Source organism: Pseudomonas sp. LPB0260, assembly GCF_013388395.1.
In genome coordinates this window covers 205,681-223,137 of record NZ_CP058247.1, presented here as the reverse complement: position 1 = coordinate 223,137, position 17,457 = coordinate 205,681, and the positions used below count along the sequence as shown (strand labels likewise).

Sequence of the window (17,457 nt, the reverse complement as noted above, 5' to 3'; positions counted from 1 at the left end):
ATGACCTCGAGCATTCTCACCGCGCGGAACCTTAGCAAAGTGGTTCCCAGCACGGAAGGCGAGTTGACCATACTCCACGGTCTTTCCCTCGAATTGAATTCGGGCGACAGCCTGGCCATCGTCGGCAGCTCCGGCTCAGGCAAGTCGACCCTGCTCGGCCTGCTCGCTGGCCTGGACTTGCCGAGCGATGGCGAGGTCACCCTCGCGGGCAACGACCTCGGCCGCCTCGATGAAGACCAGCGCGCGCGCGTGCGTGCCGAACACGTCGGTTTCGTCTTCCAGTCGTTCCAGCTGCTCGACAGCCTCAACGCCCTGGAGAATGTGATGCTGCCGCTGGAGCTTGAAGGCCGGCACGATGCCCGCGAGCGCGCCCGCGCCCTGCTCGACCGAGTCGGCCTGGGCCAGCGCCTTACCCACTACCCGCGCCAGCTGTCCGGTGGCGAACAACAGCGCGTCGCCATCGCCCGCGCCTTCGTCGCCGAGCCGGCGGTGCTATTCGCCGACGAGCCGACCGGCAACCTCGACAGCCACACCGGCGAGCGCATCAGCGAGCTGCTGTTCGAGTTGAACCGGGAACGCGGCGCGACCCTGGTGCTGGTCACCCATGACGAGCGCCTGGCCCACCGATGTCAGCGCCTTATCCGCCTGGAAGGCGGTCGGCTGATCGATCACGTGGAACCCTGATGACTGGACTGCCTTTCGCCCGCCTGCTGGGGCTGGCAACTCGCCAGCTTGTGCGCGATGCCCGCGCCGGTGAGCTGCGCGTGCTGTTCTTTGCCCTGCTGGTGGCTGTCACGGCCAGCACGGCGATCGGTTATTTCAGCGCACGACTGAACGACGGCATGCTGCGCCGCGCCAGTGAGTTCCTCGGCGCCGATCTCTTGCTGACCGGCAGCTCGCCGGCCGCCCCCGCGCAGATCGAGGCGGGCAAACGCCTGGGCCTGGAGCACGCCCGGCTGGTCGAGTTTTCCAGCGTGATCGCCAGCGACGAAGCGATCCAGCTGGTCAGCGTCAAGGCGGTCGACGGCAATTACCCGCTGCGCGGTCAATTGAGGAGCGCGGCGGCCGCCTATGGCGCGGAGCAGCCCGGCGCCGGGCCGGGGCCTGGCGAGGCCTGGGCCGAGGCGCGGGTGCTGACGGCCCTCAACCTGCAGGTCGGCGAGCGTATCGAGCTCGGCTCGACCAGCCTGCGCCTGAGCCGTGTGCTGACCTACCTGCCGGATGAGGCCGGAGATTTCTATAGCCTGACCCCGCACGTGTTGATGCACCTGGACGATCTGGCAGCCACCGAAGTGGTGCAGCCGGGCAGCCGGGTCAGGTACCGCGAGCAGTGGCGCGGCTCGCCCGAGGCGCTCAGCGCCTACCGGCAGGCGGTCGAGGCCAGCCTGGCCGCCAACCAGCGCCTGGAGGATGCGCGTGACGGCAGCCGCCAGGTCGGCGGTGCCCTGGAGCGCGCCGAGCGCTACCTGAACCTGGCCAGTTTGGCTGCGGTTCTCCTGGCCGGTGTCGCGGTAGCGCTGTCAGCCGCGCGCTTCGCTGCCCGGCGTTTCGATGCCAGTGCCCTGCTGCGCTGCCTCGGCCTGTCACGCCGGCAGGCGCTGGGACTGTTCAGCCTGCAGCTGGCGATGCTGGGTCTGGCCGCCAGCCTGAGCGGCGCCCTGCTGGGCTGGCTCGGTCAGCATGGCCTGTTCTATCTGTTGCAGGGTCTGCTTCCCGCCGATCTGCCCGCAGGTGGGCCAGGCCCCGCCCTGGCCGGCATGGCCACGGGACTGGTCGCCCTCGCCGGCTTTGCCTTGCCGCCGCTGGCCGCACTCGGGCGGGTACCGCCGTTACGGGTGCTGCGCCGTGACCTGTTGCCGGTTCCACTCAGCTCCTGGCTGGTCTATGGAGCCGCGCTGCTGGCACTGGGACTGATCATGTGGCGCCTGAGCCTGGACCTGAAGTTGACCCTGGCCCTGCTCGGTGGCGGCCTGCTGGCCACCCTGCTGCTTGGCGCCCTGCTGCTGTTCGGCCTGCAGGCGCTGCGCCGACTGCTGTCGCGCGCCGCCCTGCCCTGGCGCCTCGGCCTCGGCCAGCTGTTGCGCCACCCGCTGGCCGCAGTCGGACAGTCCCTGGCCTTCGGCCTGATCATCCTGGCCATGGCGCTGATCGCCCTGTTGCGCGGCGAGCTGCTCGACACCTGGCAGGAACAATTACCCGCCAAGGCACCCAATCATTTCGCCCTGAACGTGCTGCCTGCCGAAAAGGACGCCTTCGCCGCCCGCCTGGCCAAACTGTCGCCGGAACCCGTGCCGCTCTACCCGGTCGTTCCTGGGCGCCTGGTCAAGATCAATGGCGAGCCGGTGCGTCAGGTCGTCAGCAAGGACAGTCAGGGCGAGCGCGCCATCCGCCGCGACCTGAGCCTGACCTGGGCCAGCGAGCTGCCCGCGGACAATCAGCTGCTGGCCGGCAGCTGGTGGAGCACCACCAAGGATGGCGAACTACCTGGCGTCTCGGTGGAATCAAAGCTGGCCGAGAGTCTGCAGATCAAACTCGGCGATCGCCTGAGCTTCAGTGTCGGCGGACTCAGCCGCGACGCCCGCGTCAGCAGCCTACGGGAAGTGGACTGGAACAATTTCCGCCCCAACTTCTACATGATCTTCGAGCCCGACACCCTGCAGGATCTGCCGGTCACCTACCTCACCAGCTTCTACCTGCCGCCGCGGCAGGAACGCCAACTGGTCGAGCTCGCGCGCGCCTTCCCCGCCGTCACCCTGCTGCAGGTCGACGCCCTGCTGGCGCAGCTGCGCAGCATCGTCGCCCAGGTCACCCTGGCCGTCGAGTATGTGCTGTTGTTCGTCCTCGCCGCCGGGCTCGCAGTCCTGTTCGCCGGCCTGCAGGCGACGCTGGACGAGCGCATTCGCCAGGGCGCACTGCTGCGCGCCCTGGGCGCCGAGCGCCGCCTGCTGGTCAGCGCCCGGCGCAGCGAGTTCGCCCTGCTCGGGACGGCCAGCGGCCTGCTGGCCGCGCTCGGCTGCGAGCTGATCAGTTTCCTGCTGTATCGCTACGCCTTCGACCTGAACTGGCAGCCGCACCCCTGGCTGCTGATCCTGCCGCTGATCGGCGCCCTGCTGGTGGGCGGCGCCGGCGTTATCGGCACTCGCCGGGCGTTGAACGTCAGCCCGCTGACGGTGCTGCGCGAGGGCTGATAAGATCGCGGCTTGCCATCGCCAAAGCAGTCCCATGAGTCGTTATCGTCCACCCCGTTCCGCCGGCACCCCACTGATCACCCCCGAAGGCGAAGCGCGCCTGCGCGCCGAACTGCATGAGCTGTGGCACGTGCGCCGGCCCCAGGTCACTCAATCTGTCAGCGAGGCGGCCGCCCAGGGCGATCGCTCGGAAAACGCCGAATACACCTACGGCAAGAAGATGCTGCGTGAGATCGACAGCCGCGTGCGCTTTCTCACCAAGCGCCTGGAAAGCCTCAAGGTGGTCAGCGTACGCCCCAGCGATCCGGACAAGGTCTACTTCGGCGCCTGGGTCACCCTCGAGGATGAGGATGGCCAGGAGGCTCGCTACCGCATCGTCGGGCCGGACGAGCTCGATCTGAAGCTGAACCTGATCAGCATCGACTCGCCCCTGGCCCGCGCCCTGATTGGCAAGAGCCTGGATGCCGAAGTACGGGTACAGACGCCGACCGGGGAAAAGACCTGGTATGTGGTCGCCATCGACTACCCCTGAGTCGGGGTCTTAACGCCGTGTGATCAAGCCTTGGCGGGCGACCCGGGTCAGCTCGCGCACCGCGTCCTCCAGCTGAGCGGCGCTCGGCGCCTGCACTACCGCCAGATCGAAGCTGTCGCTGGCAAATCGCGCCAGGGATTCCCCATCGTGAGTGAACTGGATCAGGAAGGTCGGCGATCCGCCCCAGCGTTTCGGCCAGCCGTCGAGGTAGCGCAACAGGGTCGGCTGATGGCTGCCGCCAAGGAGGATCTTGGCGTTGCGCAAGGTCAGGCCCGTGGTTATCGGGGCCAATCGAATCAGCGGTTGGGGACAGGTCATGCTCGCGTCTCCGCCTCAGGAATCCCGCTGGGCAGCGGTGAGAGGCGACACCGAACCAGCGCTTTAGCGGTATTTCGAGAGCTTCGTAGAAACCCTCTCAGAGCCCGGCCTTCGGCAGGTAACTCGGCGCCCCGCAAGTAGCTGTTTAAATCGGCGCAGTCGGCATCCTAGAGAAGCCTGCGCAATACTGTCAACTGCCACCTCGCAGCCGAAGCCACGCCATGCACGACGATACCCTGCGCCTATTCTTCGCCCTGTCCTGCCCACCGGGCCTGGCCGAGCGCATTGGCCTCTGGCACGACGGGCTCCACCTGCCGGGCCGGCCGGTGCCCCCGGCCAACCTGCACCTGACCCTGGCCTTCCTCGGCCAGCAGCCCGGCAGTCGTTTGGCGGAGCTGAAAGGCCTCGCCGCGACCGTGCAGAGTAGGGCTTTCGAGTTGCAACTGGACCGACTGGTGCACCGGCGCAACGGTTTGCTCTACCTGGCCCCAAGTCAACCGCCTGCCGCCCTGCTGGAGCTGGTCGAGCAGCTGCACGAAGCGCTGCTTGGGGGCGGATTCGGCTTGGAGGCTCGACCCTTTCTCGCCCACCTGACCCTGCTGCGCCGCTGCAGCACCCGTCGGCCGAAGGCTCGCCCAACTTTCGATTGGCCGGTCGATCATTTCGCCCTGTTCGCCTCCGAAACGGGGCCGAGCGGCAGCGTCTACCAGCAGCTCCAGCAGTGGCCACTGTTGCGAAACGACTAATAAAGGCGTTTCGCCCCGTAACAGCGACAGTGCCGGGCAGAACGGCATCCCTCAACACAAATAGCACGCCAGTACCTACTCCAGAGCCGCCCGGTCCCCTTCAAGGCGAAGCTGGCACGCTTCCTGCGCCTGTCAGTGCCGCGTTGCAGGGGCCGTGGATGGGCGCCAGCAGCGCCAGAAACGCGCCTGACACCCGATACAACCCATTACGAGAGCGCCCATGAATAACAATAAGACCCTGCTAGCCCTCTGCCTCGGTGCCGGACTCCTGGCCTCCGCGCAAACCCACGCCGGTTGGTTCGGCTCCACCGGCTACACCCAGACCAAATACCCCATCGTCCTGGCCCATGGCATGCTCGGTTTCGACAGCATCCTCGGTGTCGATTACTGGTACGGCATTCCCAGCGCCCTGCGCAGCGATGGCGCCAAGGTCTACGTGGCCGAAGTCAGCCAACTGAACACCACCGAGGCCCGCGGCGAAGAGCTGCTGGCCCAGGTGGAGGAAATAGTCGCCATCAGCGGCAAACCCAAGGTCAACCTGATCGGCCACAGCCACGGCGGCCCGACCATCCGCTATGTCGCCGCCGTCCGCCCCCAGCTGGTTGCCTCCGCGACCAGTGTCGGCGCTCCCCACAAGGGATCGGCCACCGCCGACTTCATCCGCCAGGTTCCCCCGGGCTCGGCCGGCGAAACGCTGCTGGCCGGCATCGTCAACGGCCTCGGCAGCCTGATCAACTTCCTCTCCGGCAGTTCCAGCAGCAATCCGCAGAATGCCCTTGGCGCCCTCGAGTCGCTCAATAGTGCAGGTGCGGCTCGCTTCAACGCCAAGTACCCGCAAGGGTTGCCGACCACGGCCTGCGGCGAAGGCGCTTATAGCGTCAATGGCGTGCGCTACTACTCCTGGAGCGGCACCAGCCCGCTGACCCACTTGCTCGATCCGAGCGACGCGCTGCTCGGTGCCACCTCCCTGACGTTCAACGGCGAAGCCAACGACGGGCTGGTCGGGCGCTGCAGCTCGCACCTGGGCAAGGTGATCCGTGACAACTACCGGATGAACCACCTCGACGAGGTCAACCAGACCTTCGGCCTGACCAGCTGGTTCGAAACCGATCCGGTGACTGTCTATCGGCAGCATGCCAATCGCCTGAAAAACGACGGACTCTGACCCTCTACCGGGGCCCGCAGGGCCCCACCTCTGCGCTCCCTAGAGCGCCTGATCAACGCTGTCCGGTGAATCAATCCGTGAAAAAACTGTTGTTGTTCTCACCCCTGGTTGTCCTGACCTGTTTCGCCGCCTTTCTTTACCTGGACCTGGCGCATACGCCTGCCCAACTCGCCCCCCAGGCGGCAAGCCAGAGCATCACGCCGGAGGCCCCCAGCGAGCCTTCACGCCCCGTCCCGGCAGTCGACGCCAGCGCCAAGCACGACAGGATGATCGCGCTGCCCGGCTCCTTCGCCGGCACCCAGGTGGACGGCCTGTTTCGTGTCGACGAGACGGGCCAGCTGATCGTCAGCCAGGACATCCGGCGAATATTCGATTATTTCCTCGCCGCTATAGGCGAGGAACCCGTGCGGGTCAGCGTCGAACGCCTACAGGCCCACATCCGCAGCCAGCTGCAGGAACCAGCGCGGGGGCAGGCGCTGGCGCTGCTCACCCAATACCTGGACTACAAGCGCGTACTGGTGTTGCTGGAGCGCGACTGGCCGCAGCTGGCCAATCTCGATGCCCTGCGCCAGCGCGAGGCGGCCGTTCAGGCGTTGCGCGCCCGCCTGTTCAGCGGTGACGCACGCCAGGCATTCTTTGCCGACGAAGAGGCCTACAACCGCTTTAGCCTGCAACGCTTGGCGATCCAACAGGACAGCGATCTGGACGACGACGCCAAGGCCCGCGCGGTCGATCAGTTGCGCGAAAGCCTGCCGCCTGAGCTGCAGGCCAGCCTCCTGCCACAACTGCAGCACGAGCTGCGCCGGCGAACGACCAAGCTGCAGGCCGACGGTGCCAGCCCCGAGCAGGTGCGCCAGTTGCGCCTGCAGATGGTTGGCGCCGAAGCGACCCAGCGCCTCGAAGCCCTAGATCAGCAGCGCCAGGCCTGGGGGCGGCGGCTGGCCGACTACCAGCAGGCCAAAGCCAGGATCGAAGCCAGTCGCGGCCTCAGCCCCGCCGACAAGGCTGCGGCCATCGAGCGCCTGGCCGGCGAGCGCTTCGATGAACGCGAACGCCTGCGCCTGGACGCCGCCGAGCAGCTGGCCCAGGTGCGCAGCCAGGCAGCCCCCTGAAACGCGGAAGGCCCGCGCTTGGCGGGCCTTCCGGGGTGCTCGGTTCTAGTTGGCGAGGCGCTTGTCCAAAGACAGCTTGCCTGCGCCTTCGACCAATACCGCCACGCTGATCGCCAGCAGCGCCAAGCCGAATTCATAACCGTTGTTGGCCATGAAGAAGCCGTTGGCCAGATGCACGCTGACGATCGCCACCAGCATGGTCACCGCCAGCACGGCCGCCGCCGGCCGGGCCAACAGCCCGAAGATCAGCGCCAGGCCGCCGAAGAACTCGGCGCTGCCGGCCAGCAGAGCCATCAGATAACCCGGCGCCAGGCCAATGCTTTCCATCCACTGTGCGACACCGTCCAGGCCGTAGCCGCCAAACCAGCCGAACAGCTTCTGCGCACCGTGGGCGGCGAAGGTCAGCCCGGCGATGACGCGCAAAACGGTCAGGCCATAGCCCGCTTGCGTAGCAACCACAGATTTGATCAGAGCGTTCATGTGCAGCATTCCTGTTGTAGGGTGGTGATGCGCACAGACTAAACTAATTTATAGATATAAAAAGCGGATTTATTCGCTAGAAATCATCATATATTTGGATGTATGTGCTCAATACTAGCTAGTGCGGCTCAAGCAGATAACGCTCGCGGTCATAGGCTAGGTAGTACTTGTTGACGCTGTTGACGTAGCTGACCACGCCCATGCCGACCTGCTCCATGGCGATTCGCTCGACCTGGAAGAACCACTGATTGGGGTTGAGGCCACGCCGCCGCGCCTCGGCGCGCATGCTCTGCACCCGCTGCGGCCCCAGGTTGTAGCCGGCCAACACGAAGGCCATACGTTCGCGCTCGTTGAGCTGGGCACTGGCGAAGTAGTTGCGGCGGATCATCGCCAGGTAGCGCGCGCTGGCCTGCACGTTATTCTCCAGCGCCACGATATTACCGACCCCGACGCTGCGGGCCGCGGCCGGGGTGATCTGCATCAGGCCGGTGGCGCCGCCCGCACCGCGCGCGTTCGGGTTGAGGGTCGACTCCTTGAATGCCAGTGCGGCGAGCGCCAGCCAGTCGAACTTCTGTTCGCCGGCATGGCGCTGGAGCACCGGACGCAACTTCTCCAGGCGTTGGCGTTCGGCGCGCCCCAGGGGGTAATGCACCTTGTACAGGCGTCGGTAGATGCGCTGAAAGGAGGCGTCTTGGTCGTCGGGACTGCGATAGCTCTTGAGGAAGCGGTCGATGCTCGCCGCCAGCGCGGGTGCGTCCCTGCGCATGAACCAGCGCAGGTCACCGTCGCTGGCCAGCACCAGATGGCGCTCCAGGCGCAACTTCGGCAGGACCTTGGCCCAGCGCTCGGCAATCGGCTGTTCGACCGCGGTGACGCTGAAGATGCCGGCCTGGACCATCTCCAGCACGTCCTCGACGGCCAGGCTCGGATCGACCCACTCGATGATGATCGGCGGCCGTTTGTCCTGCAGCAGCTGCTTGTTGAGCCGCCGTATCGCCTCGCCTGCGGCGCTGCCGGCCGGCAGCGCCAGGCTGCGGCCGGACATCTGTTCCAGGCTCTGGTAGCGGCGATCGCCCTGCCGGGCCACGATGATCAGCGGGACGTCGCTGCGAATGGCGGTACTGGCGCGGATATCGCGACCGGCGCCCATGCCGAGCAGTTCGCCGGGCGCCACCAGATCGCCCTCTCCGCGCCGCAGGGCGGCGAGCAGCTGGTCCTTGGCCTTGGGAATTATCTTCAGCTTGAGCGCCGCACCGGTGCGCCCCGTCCTGTTGAGATACTGCTCGAAGGCGCGCAGGCGATGGTACTCCACGCCGATGCTCTGTCCCTTGATCTCCCCCGAGCTGTTGCGGCTCTGGTTGACCAGCACGCGCAGCTCGCCACTGCTGCGGATGCCCGCCAGATCGCGCGTGAGTGCCGGGCGCACCACTTCCTGCGGACCCGCCACACGCGCCATCGCCGCCAGCGGTAGCACTAGCAGGAGGCAAAGCACCAGTAACACTCGCGACATCGCGGCTCCAAGACAGGGTCGACTCGCTGCAAGAGCAGGCCGAGTGAGAGTGCGGCAGTGCCGTGCAAGTTCCCGGAGTGCGCGGCGCGCGGAGGTTCGCACAGCGCGCGCCTGGAAGCCAGAGCAGCCTGTCACCCAGTCTCAAGATAGCCGCCCAAGTATTTGAATTTGATCAATTTATGGTTAGGCAAAAAGCTCTGCTATGCTGGCCCCTCCGGCCGCCAGGTAGCACCATGCAGCTCATCGACATCGGCGTCAATCTGACCCACCCAAGCTTTGCAGACCAGCACCAAGCCCTGCTCGAGCGCGCATTCGCCGCCGGCGTTTGCCAGATGCTGGTGACCGGCACCAGCCTGGACGAGAGCGAGCAGGCCGCCGAGCTGTGCCATGAGCTGGACGATTCCGGCGAGCGCCTGTTCAGCACTGCCGGCGTCCATCCCCACGACGCCAAGAGCTGGAACAGCGACAGCGCCGCGCGGCTGAAGGCCCTGCTGGCCGAGCCACGGGTGCGCGCGGTTGGCGAATGCGGGCTCGATTTCAATCGCGACTTCTCGCCGCGCCCGCAGCAGGAGAAGGCCCTGGAAGAACAGCTGGCCCTGGCCGCCGCCCTGCAGATGCCGGTCTTCCTGCATGAGCGCGATGCCGACCAGCGCCTGCTGGAGATCCTGCGCGACTACCGGGATCGCCTGCCGGCCGCGGTGGTGCACTGCTTCACGGGGGAGAAGCGTGCGCTGTTCAACTACCTGGACCTGGACCTGCATATCGGCATCACCGGGTGGATCTGCGATGAACGCCGCGGCAGCCACCTGCACCCACTGGTGCGGGAGATCCCGGTCGGCCGGCTGATGCTGGAAAGCGACTCGCCCTTCCTGCTGCCACGCAGCCTGCGGCCCAAGCCCAAGAGCGGGCGCAACGAGCCGGCCCTGCTGGTCGAAGTGCTGCGTGAGGTGGCTCTGCACCGGGGCGAAACGCTGGAGAGCCTCGCGGCCCACAGCACCGCCTGCGCCCGGCACTTCTTCAACCTGCCGAGCGTTGCCGAGGTCGGCGCGGATCAGCCTGCCTGGTGAACCGGGCGACTAGCCGAATACCGTCACGGTCTGCCGGCTGATCGCCAGCAACTCGCCGTCGGGCCCCCACAGGCCCGCGGCTATGTGGCCGTAGCCGTCGCGGGCGTGCTCGATGTGCGCGCGGTAGCGACACCAGTCGAGAGTTGTCAGCGCCGCCAGCGGCTGGATGAACTCGATGGTCCAGGTCAGTGAACTACCCGGCGCTGGCGCCCGCAGGTGCGACAGTACGGCCGGAGGCCAGGCGTCGACCAAGGCCAGTAGGTGCGCCTCGTCCAGCGCCTGCACCTCACCCTCGACCGCTGGGCGCAGGCGGACCCAGCCGCCCATCTGCCGCGACGGATTATTGGTGAACGGCATACCACCGATGCCCCAGCGCATGGCCAGGAAACGGGTGAACTCCGGGGTCACGTTGCGGATATAGGGCAGCTCCTGGCATTCCTCTACCGGCTTGATCTGTGGCGCCGCCTCGGCGGTGACGGCGACGGCCGACTCCCGCGCGGCGCCGAAGCTGCCCTGGATCAGGGTGACCACCTGGCCGTTCTGCACCGCACGCCCCAGCACCTGGCTGACCGCCTTGCCTCCGCGCAGCACCTCGACCTGAAAACTGACCGGCACCTCGGGCTCCACCGGACCGACGAAGGTGACGGCCAGGGAGCGCACCGGCCGTCCGTCCGGTACCCGGGCACGCATGGCCTCATACACCAGCGCCGCCACCAGGCCGCCAAAACTGGCCCGCCCTTGAGCCCAGGCTGCGGGAATCTGCAGCGTTTCGGGGTTGGTACGAACGGCCTGGAGCAACTCGGAAAAGGTCATGACCACCTCGGGATAACGATACTGGGGTGATCTTAGGGGATAGCCTGGCCCGGCTGATAGGGCAGCGCTAGGGCGCTTCGGCCAAATACCGCGGGATATGCGCGAGCCCTAGGCGGGCGCGGGGAAGTCCGCCTGCAATTGCAGCAGCGCCTGATCCGCGGAGCGTTCGGCCCTGTCCAGTTCGGCGCGCCAGATGGCCACGCAAGGCGCCAGATCTGGCTCCTGCTCGGCCCGCAGCAGCCACTGCAGGCGATCGTGCCAGTCGCCCAGGGCCGCCTGTGCCTGTTTCAGGTGCGCGCGGGCTTCGGCCGATACGCCACCCAGCCCGGGATAGGCCTCGGCAGCGTAGCGCACCTGCTTGATCAGCAGGCGCAGGCGATGACGATCATGCCGTACATCCGCCAGGGTGGCGCCGAGCAAGCGCCGCTGCTTGGTCAGGCGGCGCCGTACCTGCCGTTCGACGCCCTTGAGCTGCTTGTCGGCCTGGGCCCGGTGCCATTGCTGCGGCCAGTCGTCCAGGGCATCGAACAGCGCCTGCAGCTCACGGCTTTCCAGCAACGCCACGTAGCCCCGCCGCAGCTGCGGCAGGCGGCGCGCCAGGGCGTCCGCCTTTTCGAGGTCTCGCAGATGCCCGAGCAGCACTTCCAGATCGCGCAGCGGCCCACTCAGGCGAGCGAGCGCCACCGCGCTTGCCTGCAATCTATCGATGGCCGACAGGCCGCGCAGCGGACGCAACAGGCTGCGCAACCGGCGCAGGGCGATGCGCAGGTCGTGCAGCGCCTCGGGGTCGGTGGCGGCGACCAGGCGCTCGCGGCATGCATAGAGCCTGACCTGCTGCGTCAGCACCTGCTCGAGTACCTTATCGACAACGGCTGCCATCAACACTCCTCGCTCTGCCCTGCCTGCAGAGTAGCGCGCTTCCCGCCCTCACCCGACGTCGCCACGCTCAGCGCCGGCGCGTGAAACGCCAAGGCAATGCGCGCCTGAGCTCGCTCAGGCGCCGACGCAGCAACGCCGGCGACCCATCCTCACGGCCATAACGCTGCGCCTCGAAGGCGCAGGCAAAGGCGTCGATGGCCCCAGCCTGTCGGGGCAAGGCCTGCGCCGCGCGCTGGGCGTAAGCGCGAGGCCCCTCGCCCGCCTGCCGCTGCACGCCATGGCGGGCCAGCAGGCGTTCGAAGCGCAGGAAGGCGAGGCGTTGGGGGTCACGCTCGCGGCGCCAGGGCTTGAACAGCCCAAGCGCCAGCAGCCCCAGCAACAGGCCCCCGCCGCCACCCAGGCTCAGCGCCAACAGCCCACTGTCGAGGTTGCCGAACCAGCGCTGCAGCAGTTGCAGCTGTTGGGCGCCCTGGTAGCCGAGGACCCAGCGTTGCCAGCCATAGTTGAGGCCGTCCCAGCCCAGGCGCAACTTGTTCAGCCAGGCCAACTGGCGATAGCGCAGCGGCGAGAATGGCGAACCCTCGAGAAAGCTCTGCTCCTCGGCCAGCGCCGCCTCCAGCCCCTGCTCGATGCGCTCCGGCGCCACCTGGAAGGTCGGATCGACGCTCGCCCAGCCAGCCCCCGGACGCCAGTATTCGACCCAGGCATGGGCATCGAACTGGCGCACCTGCACGTAGCGCCCGCTCGGGTTGTACTCACCGCCCTGGTAACCGGCCACCACCCGCGCCGGGATGCCGGCCGCCCGCAGGACGAAGGTCATGGCGCCCGCGTAGTGGGCGCAGAAGCCACGGCGACTGTCGAAGATAAACTCATCGACGCTGTTGGCGCCCAGTGTCGGCGGCCGCAGGGTGTAGACATAGGGCTGCCGATTGAAGTGGGCGAGCAACGCCTGTACCAGGCGCTCGGGCTGAGGATGATCGCGTTTGAGCTGGAGGGCCCAGGCGCGGCTGCGCGGGTCCCCGTCCGGGGGCAGTTGCAGGGCGCGAGCCAGGCTCATCTCGCTGCCGAGGCCGTCCGGCTCGCGCAAGGCCTCCGGCCAGGAGGTCACCCTGTACAGCAGGCTGCGCTCGACCGGTTGCTGGCGTTGCAGGCGGAAGTCGGCCAGCTGCCGCGTATCTTGCAGGGTGGTCTCGGCAACATCCAGGGCGAACAGCCAGGACTGGGCGCTGGGCTGCATGACGATCTCGTAGCGCAGTGGCTCGCCGCGTTTCTCCCATGCCGGTGCAGCGGGCGGCAGCGCAGCGGACTGCGACCAGCGGCGGCCGTCGAAGCGTTCGAAGGTCAGCGCACGCCAGTACAGCTGACTGCGTGGCGGCACCTCGCCCTCGAAGCTGGCGCGAAAGGCCAGGGCGCCCGAACGACTCAGCTCGGCGATATCCGCCGGCGCCATGCTGTCGGACAGGCCGCTGACGCTCTTGTCGCTAGGCATCGGCAGGGACCATAGCGGCCCCAGCCTGGGGAAGAAGATGAACAGCAGCAGCATCAGCGGCAGCGCCTGCAGCAGCAGGCTCGCCGCCAGCCGGGCGGTCGGCCAGGGCTGGGTGGCCAGGGCGCTCTGCTGCAAGCCGATCAGGGCGGCGAGCAAGGCGGTGACCGGCAGCAGGCTGAACAGCGCGGCGAGCATGCCGTCATCGAACAGGTAGGCGGTGACCACGGCGAAGAAGCCGAGGAAGATCAGCACCAGGGCGTCGCGCCGCGTGCGCATCTCCAGCAGCTTGAGGATGAAGGCGGCAATCAGCAACACCACCGCGGCATCCAGGCCGACCAGGCTGCCCCGGGAGAACCACACGCCGGCGGCCACCAGCAGCATCAGCAGTGCCTTGACCCAGGCGTTGGGATACCCCGCGCGCATGCGGAAGATCTGGATGCGCCAGGCGGCGCAGCCGAGCCACAGAACGCTGACCCACAGCGGCAGATGGCCCAGGTGCGGCACGATCACCAACACCTGGGCGACCAGCAGCCAGCTCAGGCTGACGCGCGGGATGGCCGGTTGCGCGCTCACCGCGGCGCTCCGAACAGCGCCAGGGCCCGCAGGCAGGCCTCGCGATGGGGCTCGCCGCTGTCGGGAGCAAGGGCCCGGCCCGGCAGGCGCAGGGCAAAGGGTTGCTGCCGAGCGGACAGCTCCAGCACCCAATGGCAGAGCAACGACAGGCGCGACTCGACGTCCCCGTCCAGGGCCTGGAAATCGAGCTGCGGGTCGCGCCCGCTCAGGGTCGAGAAATCCTTGACCAGCAGGCCCAGGCCGCGCGAATAGGCCTTCCAGTGCAGGCGCTGCTTGGAATCGCCGGGCTGATAGTCCTTCAGCCCCTGGAAATCGTCGCAGCCATAGCCCTGCGCGTGCCGGCCCTGTTCCTGCTGCTCGTCGGCGCCGTCGGGCGAGAGCGGCAGCTCGCCTTGCAACGGGCGCGGGTAGACCAGCGACGCCTGATCCAGGTCGAGCCAGCTCCAGGCCACCAGGATGCCCAGCGGGAAACGGCTCTCGACCCGCAGGCGCTCAGGCCGCAGCCAACCGCGCCGCTGCGTCGCCAGGCTCAGCTCGCATTCGCTACTGCCCTGGGCCGGCACGTCGAGCAGTTGCAGGTCGTGCTTGCCCCAGCCCAGGCCGATGGCCTGGTGCGCCCGGCGCCGGCTCTCCAGGCGCACGCGAAAGCCCGCCTGCTCGCCGACGAATACCGCAGCGGCCCCGCCGGCGTTGACGACCAGCCCGGCGAGGTTGCGGTAGGTATGCAGGATGGCGACGAAGAACACCGCCGCAAGCAGGAAGGTCAGGCCGTAGGCCAGGCTGTTCTGGTAGTTGATCGCCGCCAGCAGCATCAACACCAGGACCAGCACATAGGTGACACCGATACGTGTCGGCAGGATGAAGATCTTCTGCTGATCGAGCATGACGCTGCTGGCCGCCGGGATGCGCCGCGCCAGCCAGCGGCTCCAGTAGGGCTTGAACAGCCCGATCAAAGTGCCGGCACCTCACGCAGCAGCCACTGCACCAGGGCACCTCCGCCGTGCCCGGTCGGGTCGGCGCGCTCGCGCAAGCGGTGCCCCACCACCGAGGGCAACACCGCCTGCACGTCCTCGGGGATCACATAGTCACGGCCATCCAGCAGGGCCCAGGCGCGGGCCGCCGCCAGCAGGGCCAGGCTGGCGCGTGGTGACAGGCCCCAGGCGAACTGCGGCTGGCTGCGGGTGGCCTCGACCAGGCGCAAGACGTAATCGACCAGGGCATCGCTGGCCCGCACGTTCGGCACCTCGGCTTGGATCGCCGCCAGGCCGGCGTGATCGAGCAACGGTTGCAGGCGCGGCAACAGCGCGCGCCGTGGATCGCCCAGGAGCAGGACCTTCTCGGCGGCCTTGGCCGGGTAACCGAGCGACAGGCGCATGAGGAAGCGGTCGAGCTGGGATTCCGGCAGGGCGAAGGTGCCGCCCTGGCTCACCGGGTTCTGCGTGGCGATGACGAAAAAGGGCTCGGGCAATGGCCGCGTGGCGCCCTCGATGGTCACCTGGCCCTCCTCCATGGCTTCCAGCAGCGCGCTCTGGCTCTTCGGCGTGGCGCGGTTGATTTCGTCGGCGAGCAGCAGCTCGGCAAAGATCGGCCCGGGATGGAAGACGAACTGCCCGGTGTCGCGGTCGAACACCGAGGTGCCGAGGATGTCGCCGGGCAGCAGGTCCGAGGTGAACTGGATGCGCTGGAAGCTCAGGCCCAACACCTTGGCCAGGGCATGGCTGAGGGTGGTCTTGCCCATCCCCGGCAGGTCTTCGATCAGCAGGTGGCCGCGAGCCAGCAGGCAGGCCAGCGCCAGGCGCACCTGGGTCTCCTTGCCCAATACCACCTGATTCACCGCGTGCAGGCAGGCATCCAGTTTCGTACGCATCCATCACTCCCCAGGCAAGTGCTTCGATGCTACTGGCCGGCGCGTCCTGGGCAAAGCGCCTTGTAACCTTTGCTCACCAATCTGTGCGCGAATCGCGCCTCGTTACAGGCGGAAGTGCCCCGCCATGCCCTGCAGTTCAAGCCCCAGTTCGGCCAGCTGGATGCTCGAGTTGGCCGACTCGTCCATGGCCGCGGCGGACTGGTCGGCGATATCGCGAATGGAGGTGACGCTGCGATTGATCTCCTCGGCCACCGCGGTCTGCTCCTCGGCCGCCGCGGCGATCTGCTGGTTCATCTCGAAGATCTGCGTCACCGCTTCGGCGATCGCGGCCAACGCCCCCTCGGTCTGGTTGGCATCCTGCACCACCTGCTCCACCAGCGCACCGCTTTGGCGCATGTCCGTGACAGTGCGCCGGGTGCCTTCGCGCAGGGTGGCGATCAGCCCTTCGATTTCCGTGGTCGACTCCTGGGTACGCCGCGCCAGGGCGCGCACCTCGTCGGCCACCACGGCGAAGCCACGCCCCTGCTCGCCTGCGCGTGCGGCCTCGATGGCGGCGTTGAGGGCGAGCAGGTTGGTCTGCTCGGCGACGCTCTTGATCACGTCCAGCATCGAGTCGATGCTCTGGGTGTCCTGGCTGAGGCGCTCGATGCTCTGGGTGGTGGTGTTCATCGCCGCGGCCAGCTCCTCGATGCGCTTCAGGGTCTGGTGCACCACCTGGACCCCGCTATTGACCCGGGTGTCGGCCTGGGCAGTGGACGCCGCGGCGGCCTCGGCATTGCGCGCCACCTCATGCACCGTGGCGGTCATCTCGCTCATGGCAGTGGCCACCTGGTCGGTTTCTTCCTTCTGCCCATTCACCCCGCGGCGGGTCTGCTCGGTGCTCGCCGACAGCGACTGGGCCGATGTGGAAATCTGCGTCACCCCGTCCTGCAGCCGGCCGACCATCTCGCGCAGGTTGTTCGACATGCCCTGCATGGCGCCGAGCAGCTGGCCGACCTCGTCGCTGCGGGTCACCTCGATGCGCGCGCGCAGATCCCCCCCGGCGATCTGCTGGGCCTGCAGTATCACCTGCTTGAGCGGGCGAACGATCAACAGGCTGATGACGAAGGTCGCCACCAGGCCGATCAGCAGCGCCGCCGCCGCCGCCACGAAGATCAGCCAAGTGCTGGCCTGCAACTGCGTCTGCATGCCTTCCTTCTGATGGTCATGGGCCTGATCGACCAGCGCGAGGATGCGCTCGGCCTGCTCCACCAGGCGTGCATACTCCTGCTTCTGCGCCTGCAGATGGCCGGTGTACTCCTTGAGCCGGTCATTGAAGGAGTTGACGTTGCCGATGACCTCGGCCAGCACCGCCGCGTAGCCCGGGTCGGCCATGGCGTCGCGCAGCTCGCCGGCCAGGGATTGCGCGTCCAGGGCCTCCTGGATGGCGGTCTGCGCCGCCTCGCCGGAGCTGCGGCTTTCTTCCAGGCGCACCCGCGCCTGGTCGAGTGCCTGCAGCAGCAGTTGGTGAATCTTGCTGATCTGCCCGGCCTGCACCACCGACTCGTCGCCCTCCAGACCCTGGCTGCTCTTGAGCAGGTCGATACCGTCCTCGGCCAGGCCGTCCTTGAGCAGGTCCAGGCTGTTGGCTGCGCTGACCACCAGCCAGTTGGCGCCGTCGAGGGACAGGCGCATGTTGTCGGTCAGTTCGACATAGCGCTTGAAGGCCGCCTCGTACT

At 67.6% G+C, this 17,457-nt stretch carries 16 protein-coding genes and 1 pseudogene; 7 read left to right on the top strand and 10 right to left on the bottom strand.

What is annotated here, in order from left to right; genetic code table 11:
* Genes LPB260_RS00975 through greB form a run of 3 tightly spaced genes read left to right on the top strand, consistent with a single transcriptional unit; the run spans position 1 to position 3,720 of the window.
* Positions 1-684 (top strand): ABC transporter ATP-binding protein, encoded by a 684-nt coding sequence (locus tag LPB260_RS00975; protein ID WP_208706794.1) that lies wholly within the window; start codon positions 1-3, stop codon positions 682-684.
* Complete coding sequence (locus LPB260_RS00970; protein ID WP_208706793.1) at positions 684-3,188, top strand: ABC transporter permease; 2,505 nt, start codon at positions 684-686, stop codon at positions 3,186-3,188. Before LPB260_RS00975 ends, LPB260_RS00970 begins: the two co-directional genes overlap by 1 nt.
* A gap of 34 nt (positions 3,189-3,222) precedes the next feature.
* Positions 3,223-3,720 carry a transcription elongation factor GreB gene (gene greB / locus LPB260_RS00965; protein ID WP_208706792.1) on the top strand — a complete coding sequence of 166 codons (498 nt, stop codon included), beginning with the start codon at positions 3,223-3,225 and terminating at the stop codon, positions 3,718-3,720.
* A gap of 9 nt (positions 3,721-3,729) precedes the next feature.
* On the opposite strand, the gene LPB260_RS00960 is transcribed toward greB, so the two are convergent.
* Positions 3,730-4,038 (bottom strand): class I SAM-dependent methyltransferase, encoded by a 309-nt coding sequence (locus LPB260_RS00960; RefSeq protein WP_208706791.1) that lies wholly within the window; start codon positions 4,036-4,038, stop codon positions 3,730-3,732.
* A gap of 221 nt (positions 4,039-4,259) precedes the next feature.
* Here LPB260_RS00960 and thpR point away from each other — a divergent pair, with 221 nt between their 5' ends.
* The 3 genes from thpR (at position 4,260) to LPB260_RS00945 (ending at position 7,061) form a co-directional block, all read left to right on the top strand.
* A complete protein-coding gene (gene thpR / locus LPB260_RS00955) occupies positions 4,260-4,784 on the top strand; it encodes an RNA 2',3'-cyclic phosphodiesterase (RefSeq protein ID WP_208706790.1) in 525 nt (174 codons plus the stop codon).
* Between the two features lie 220 nt (positions 4,785-5,004).
* The gene (locus tag LPB260_RS00950; protein WP_208706789.1) at positions 5,005-5,949 is read left to right on the top strand and encodes a triacylglycerol lipase; all 945 of its coding nucleotides are present in this window, start codon (positions 5,005-5,007) and stop codon (positions 5,947-5,949) included.
* A gap of 77 nt (positions 5,950-6,026) precedes the next feature.
* Positions 6,027-7,061 carry a lipase secretion chaperone gene (locus LPB260_RS00945; protein ID WP_208706788.1) on the top strand — a complete coding sequence of 345 codons (1,035 nt, stop codon included), beginning with the start codon at positions 6,027-6,029 and terminating at the stop codon, positions 7,059-7,061.
* Positions 7,062-7,106: 45 nt separating this feature from the next.
* Here the strand turns inward: LPB260_RS00945 and LPB260_RS00940 are convergent, their stop codons facing one another.
* Together LPB260_RS00940 and LPB260_RS00935 are read right to left on the bottom strand one after the other, a co-directional pair.
* The gene (locus tag LPB260_RS00940) at positions 7,107-7,541 is read right to left on the bottom strand and encodes a DoxX family protein (protein ID WP_208706787.1); all 435 of its coding nucleotides are present in this window, start codon (positions 7,539-7,541) and stop codon (positions 7,107-7,109) included.
* A 118-nt stretch (positions 7,542-7,659) separates the two neighbouring features.
* On the bottom strand, positions 7,660-9,051 hold the full coding sequence (locus LPB260_RS00935; protein ID WP_208706786.1) for a transglycosylase SLT domain-containing protein: 1,392 nt from the start codon (positions 9,049-9,051) through the stop codon (positions 7,660-7,662).
* Positions 9,052-9,284: 233 nt separating this feature from the next.
* Between LPB260_RS00935 and LPB260_RS00930 the strand changes: the two genes are divergently transcribed.
* Positions 9,285-10,118: a TatD family hydrolase gene (locus tag LPB260_RS00930; RefSeq protein WP_208706785.1), complete on the top strand. Its 834-nt coding sequence runs from the start codon at positions 9,285-9,287 to the stop codon at positions 10,116-10,118.
* Positions 10,119-10,127: 9 nt separating this feature from the next.
* Here the strand turns inward: LPB260_RS00930 and LPB260_RS00925 are convergent, their stop codons facing one another.
* The 7 genes and pseudogenes from LPB260_RS00925 to LPB260_RS29230 all read right to left on the bottom strand — a co-directional run.
* Positions 10,128-10,931 (bottom strand): acyl-CoA thioesterase II, encoded by an 804-nt coding sequence (locus LPB260_RS00925; RefSeq protein WP_208706784.1) that lies wholly within the window; start codon positions 10,929-10,931, stop codon positions 10,128-10,130.
* 108 nt (positions 10,932-11,039) lie between these two features.
* On the bottom strand, positions 11,040-11,810 hold the full coding sequence (locus LPB260_RS00920; protein WP_208706783.1) for a CHAD domain-containing protein: 771 nt from the start codon (positions 11,808-11,810) through the stop codon (positions 11,040-11,042).
* 67 nt (positions 11,811-11,877) lie between these two features.
* Positions 11,878-13,872, bottom strand: coding sequence for a DUF3488 and transglutaminase-like domain-containing protein (locus LPB260_RS00915; protein WP_208706782.1), 1,995 nt, complete (start codon positions 13,870-13,872; stop codon positions 11,878-11,880).
* The gene (locus tag LPB260_RS00910; RefSeq protein WP_208709989.1) at positions 13,869-14,756 is read right to left on the bottom strand and encodes a DUF58 domain-containing protein; all 888 of its coding nucleotides are present in this window, start codon (positions 14,754-14,756) and stop codon (positions 13,869-13,871) included. The genes LPB260_RS00915 and LPB260_RS00910 overlap by 4 nt, the downstream gene beginning before the upstream one ends.
* Before the next feature lie 65 nt (positions 14,757-14,821).
* On the bottom strand, positions 14,822-15,739 hold the full coding sequence (locus LPB260_RS00905; protein ID WP_208706781.1) for a MoxR family ATPase: 918 nt from the start codon (positions 15,737-15,739) through the stop codon (positions 14,822-14,824).
* A gap of 102 nt (positions 15,740-15,841) precedes the next feature.
* Positions 15,842-16,555 carry a methyl-accepting chemotaxis protein gene (locus LPB260_RS29235; RefSeq protein WP_371926155.1) on the bottom strand — a complete coding sequence of 238 codons (714 nt, stop codon included), beginning with the start codon at positions 16,553-16,555 and terminating at the stop codon, positions 15,842-15,844.
* A 141-nt stretch (positions 16,556-16,696) separates the two neighbouring features.
* Positions 16,697-16,927: pseudogene (locus LPB260_RS29230) on the bottom strand (HAMP domain-containing protein); the annotation flags it as partial.
* Between the last annotated feature and the right edge of the window lie 530 nt (positions 16,928-17,457).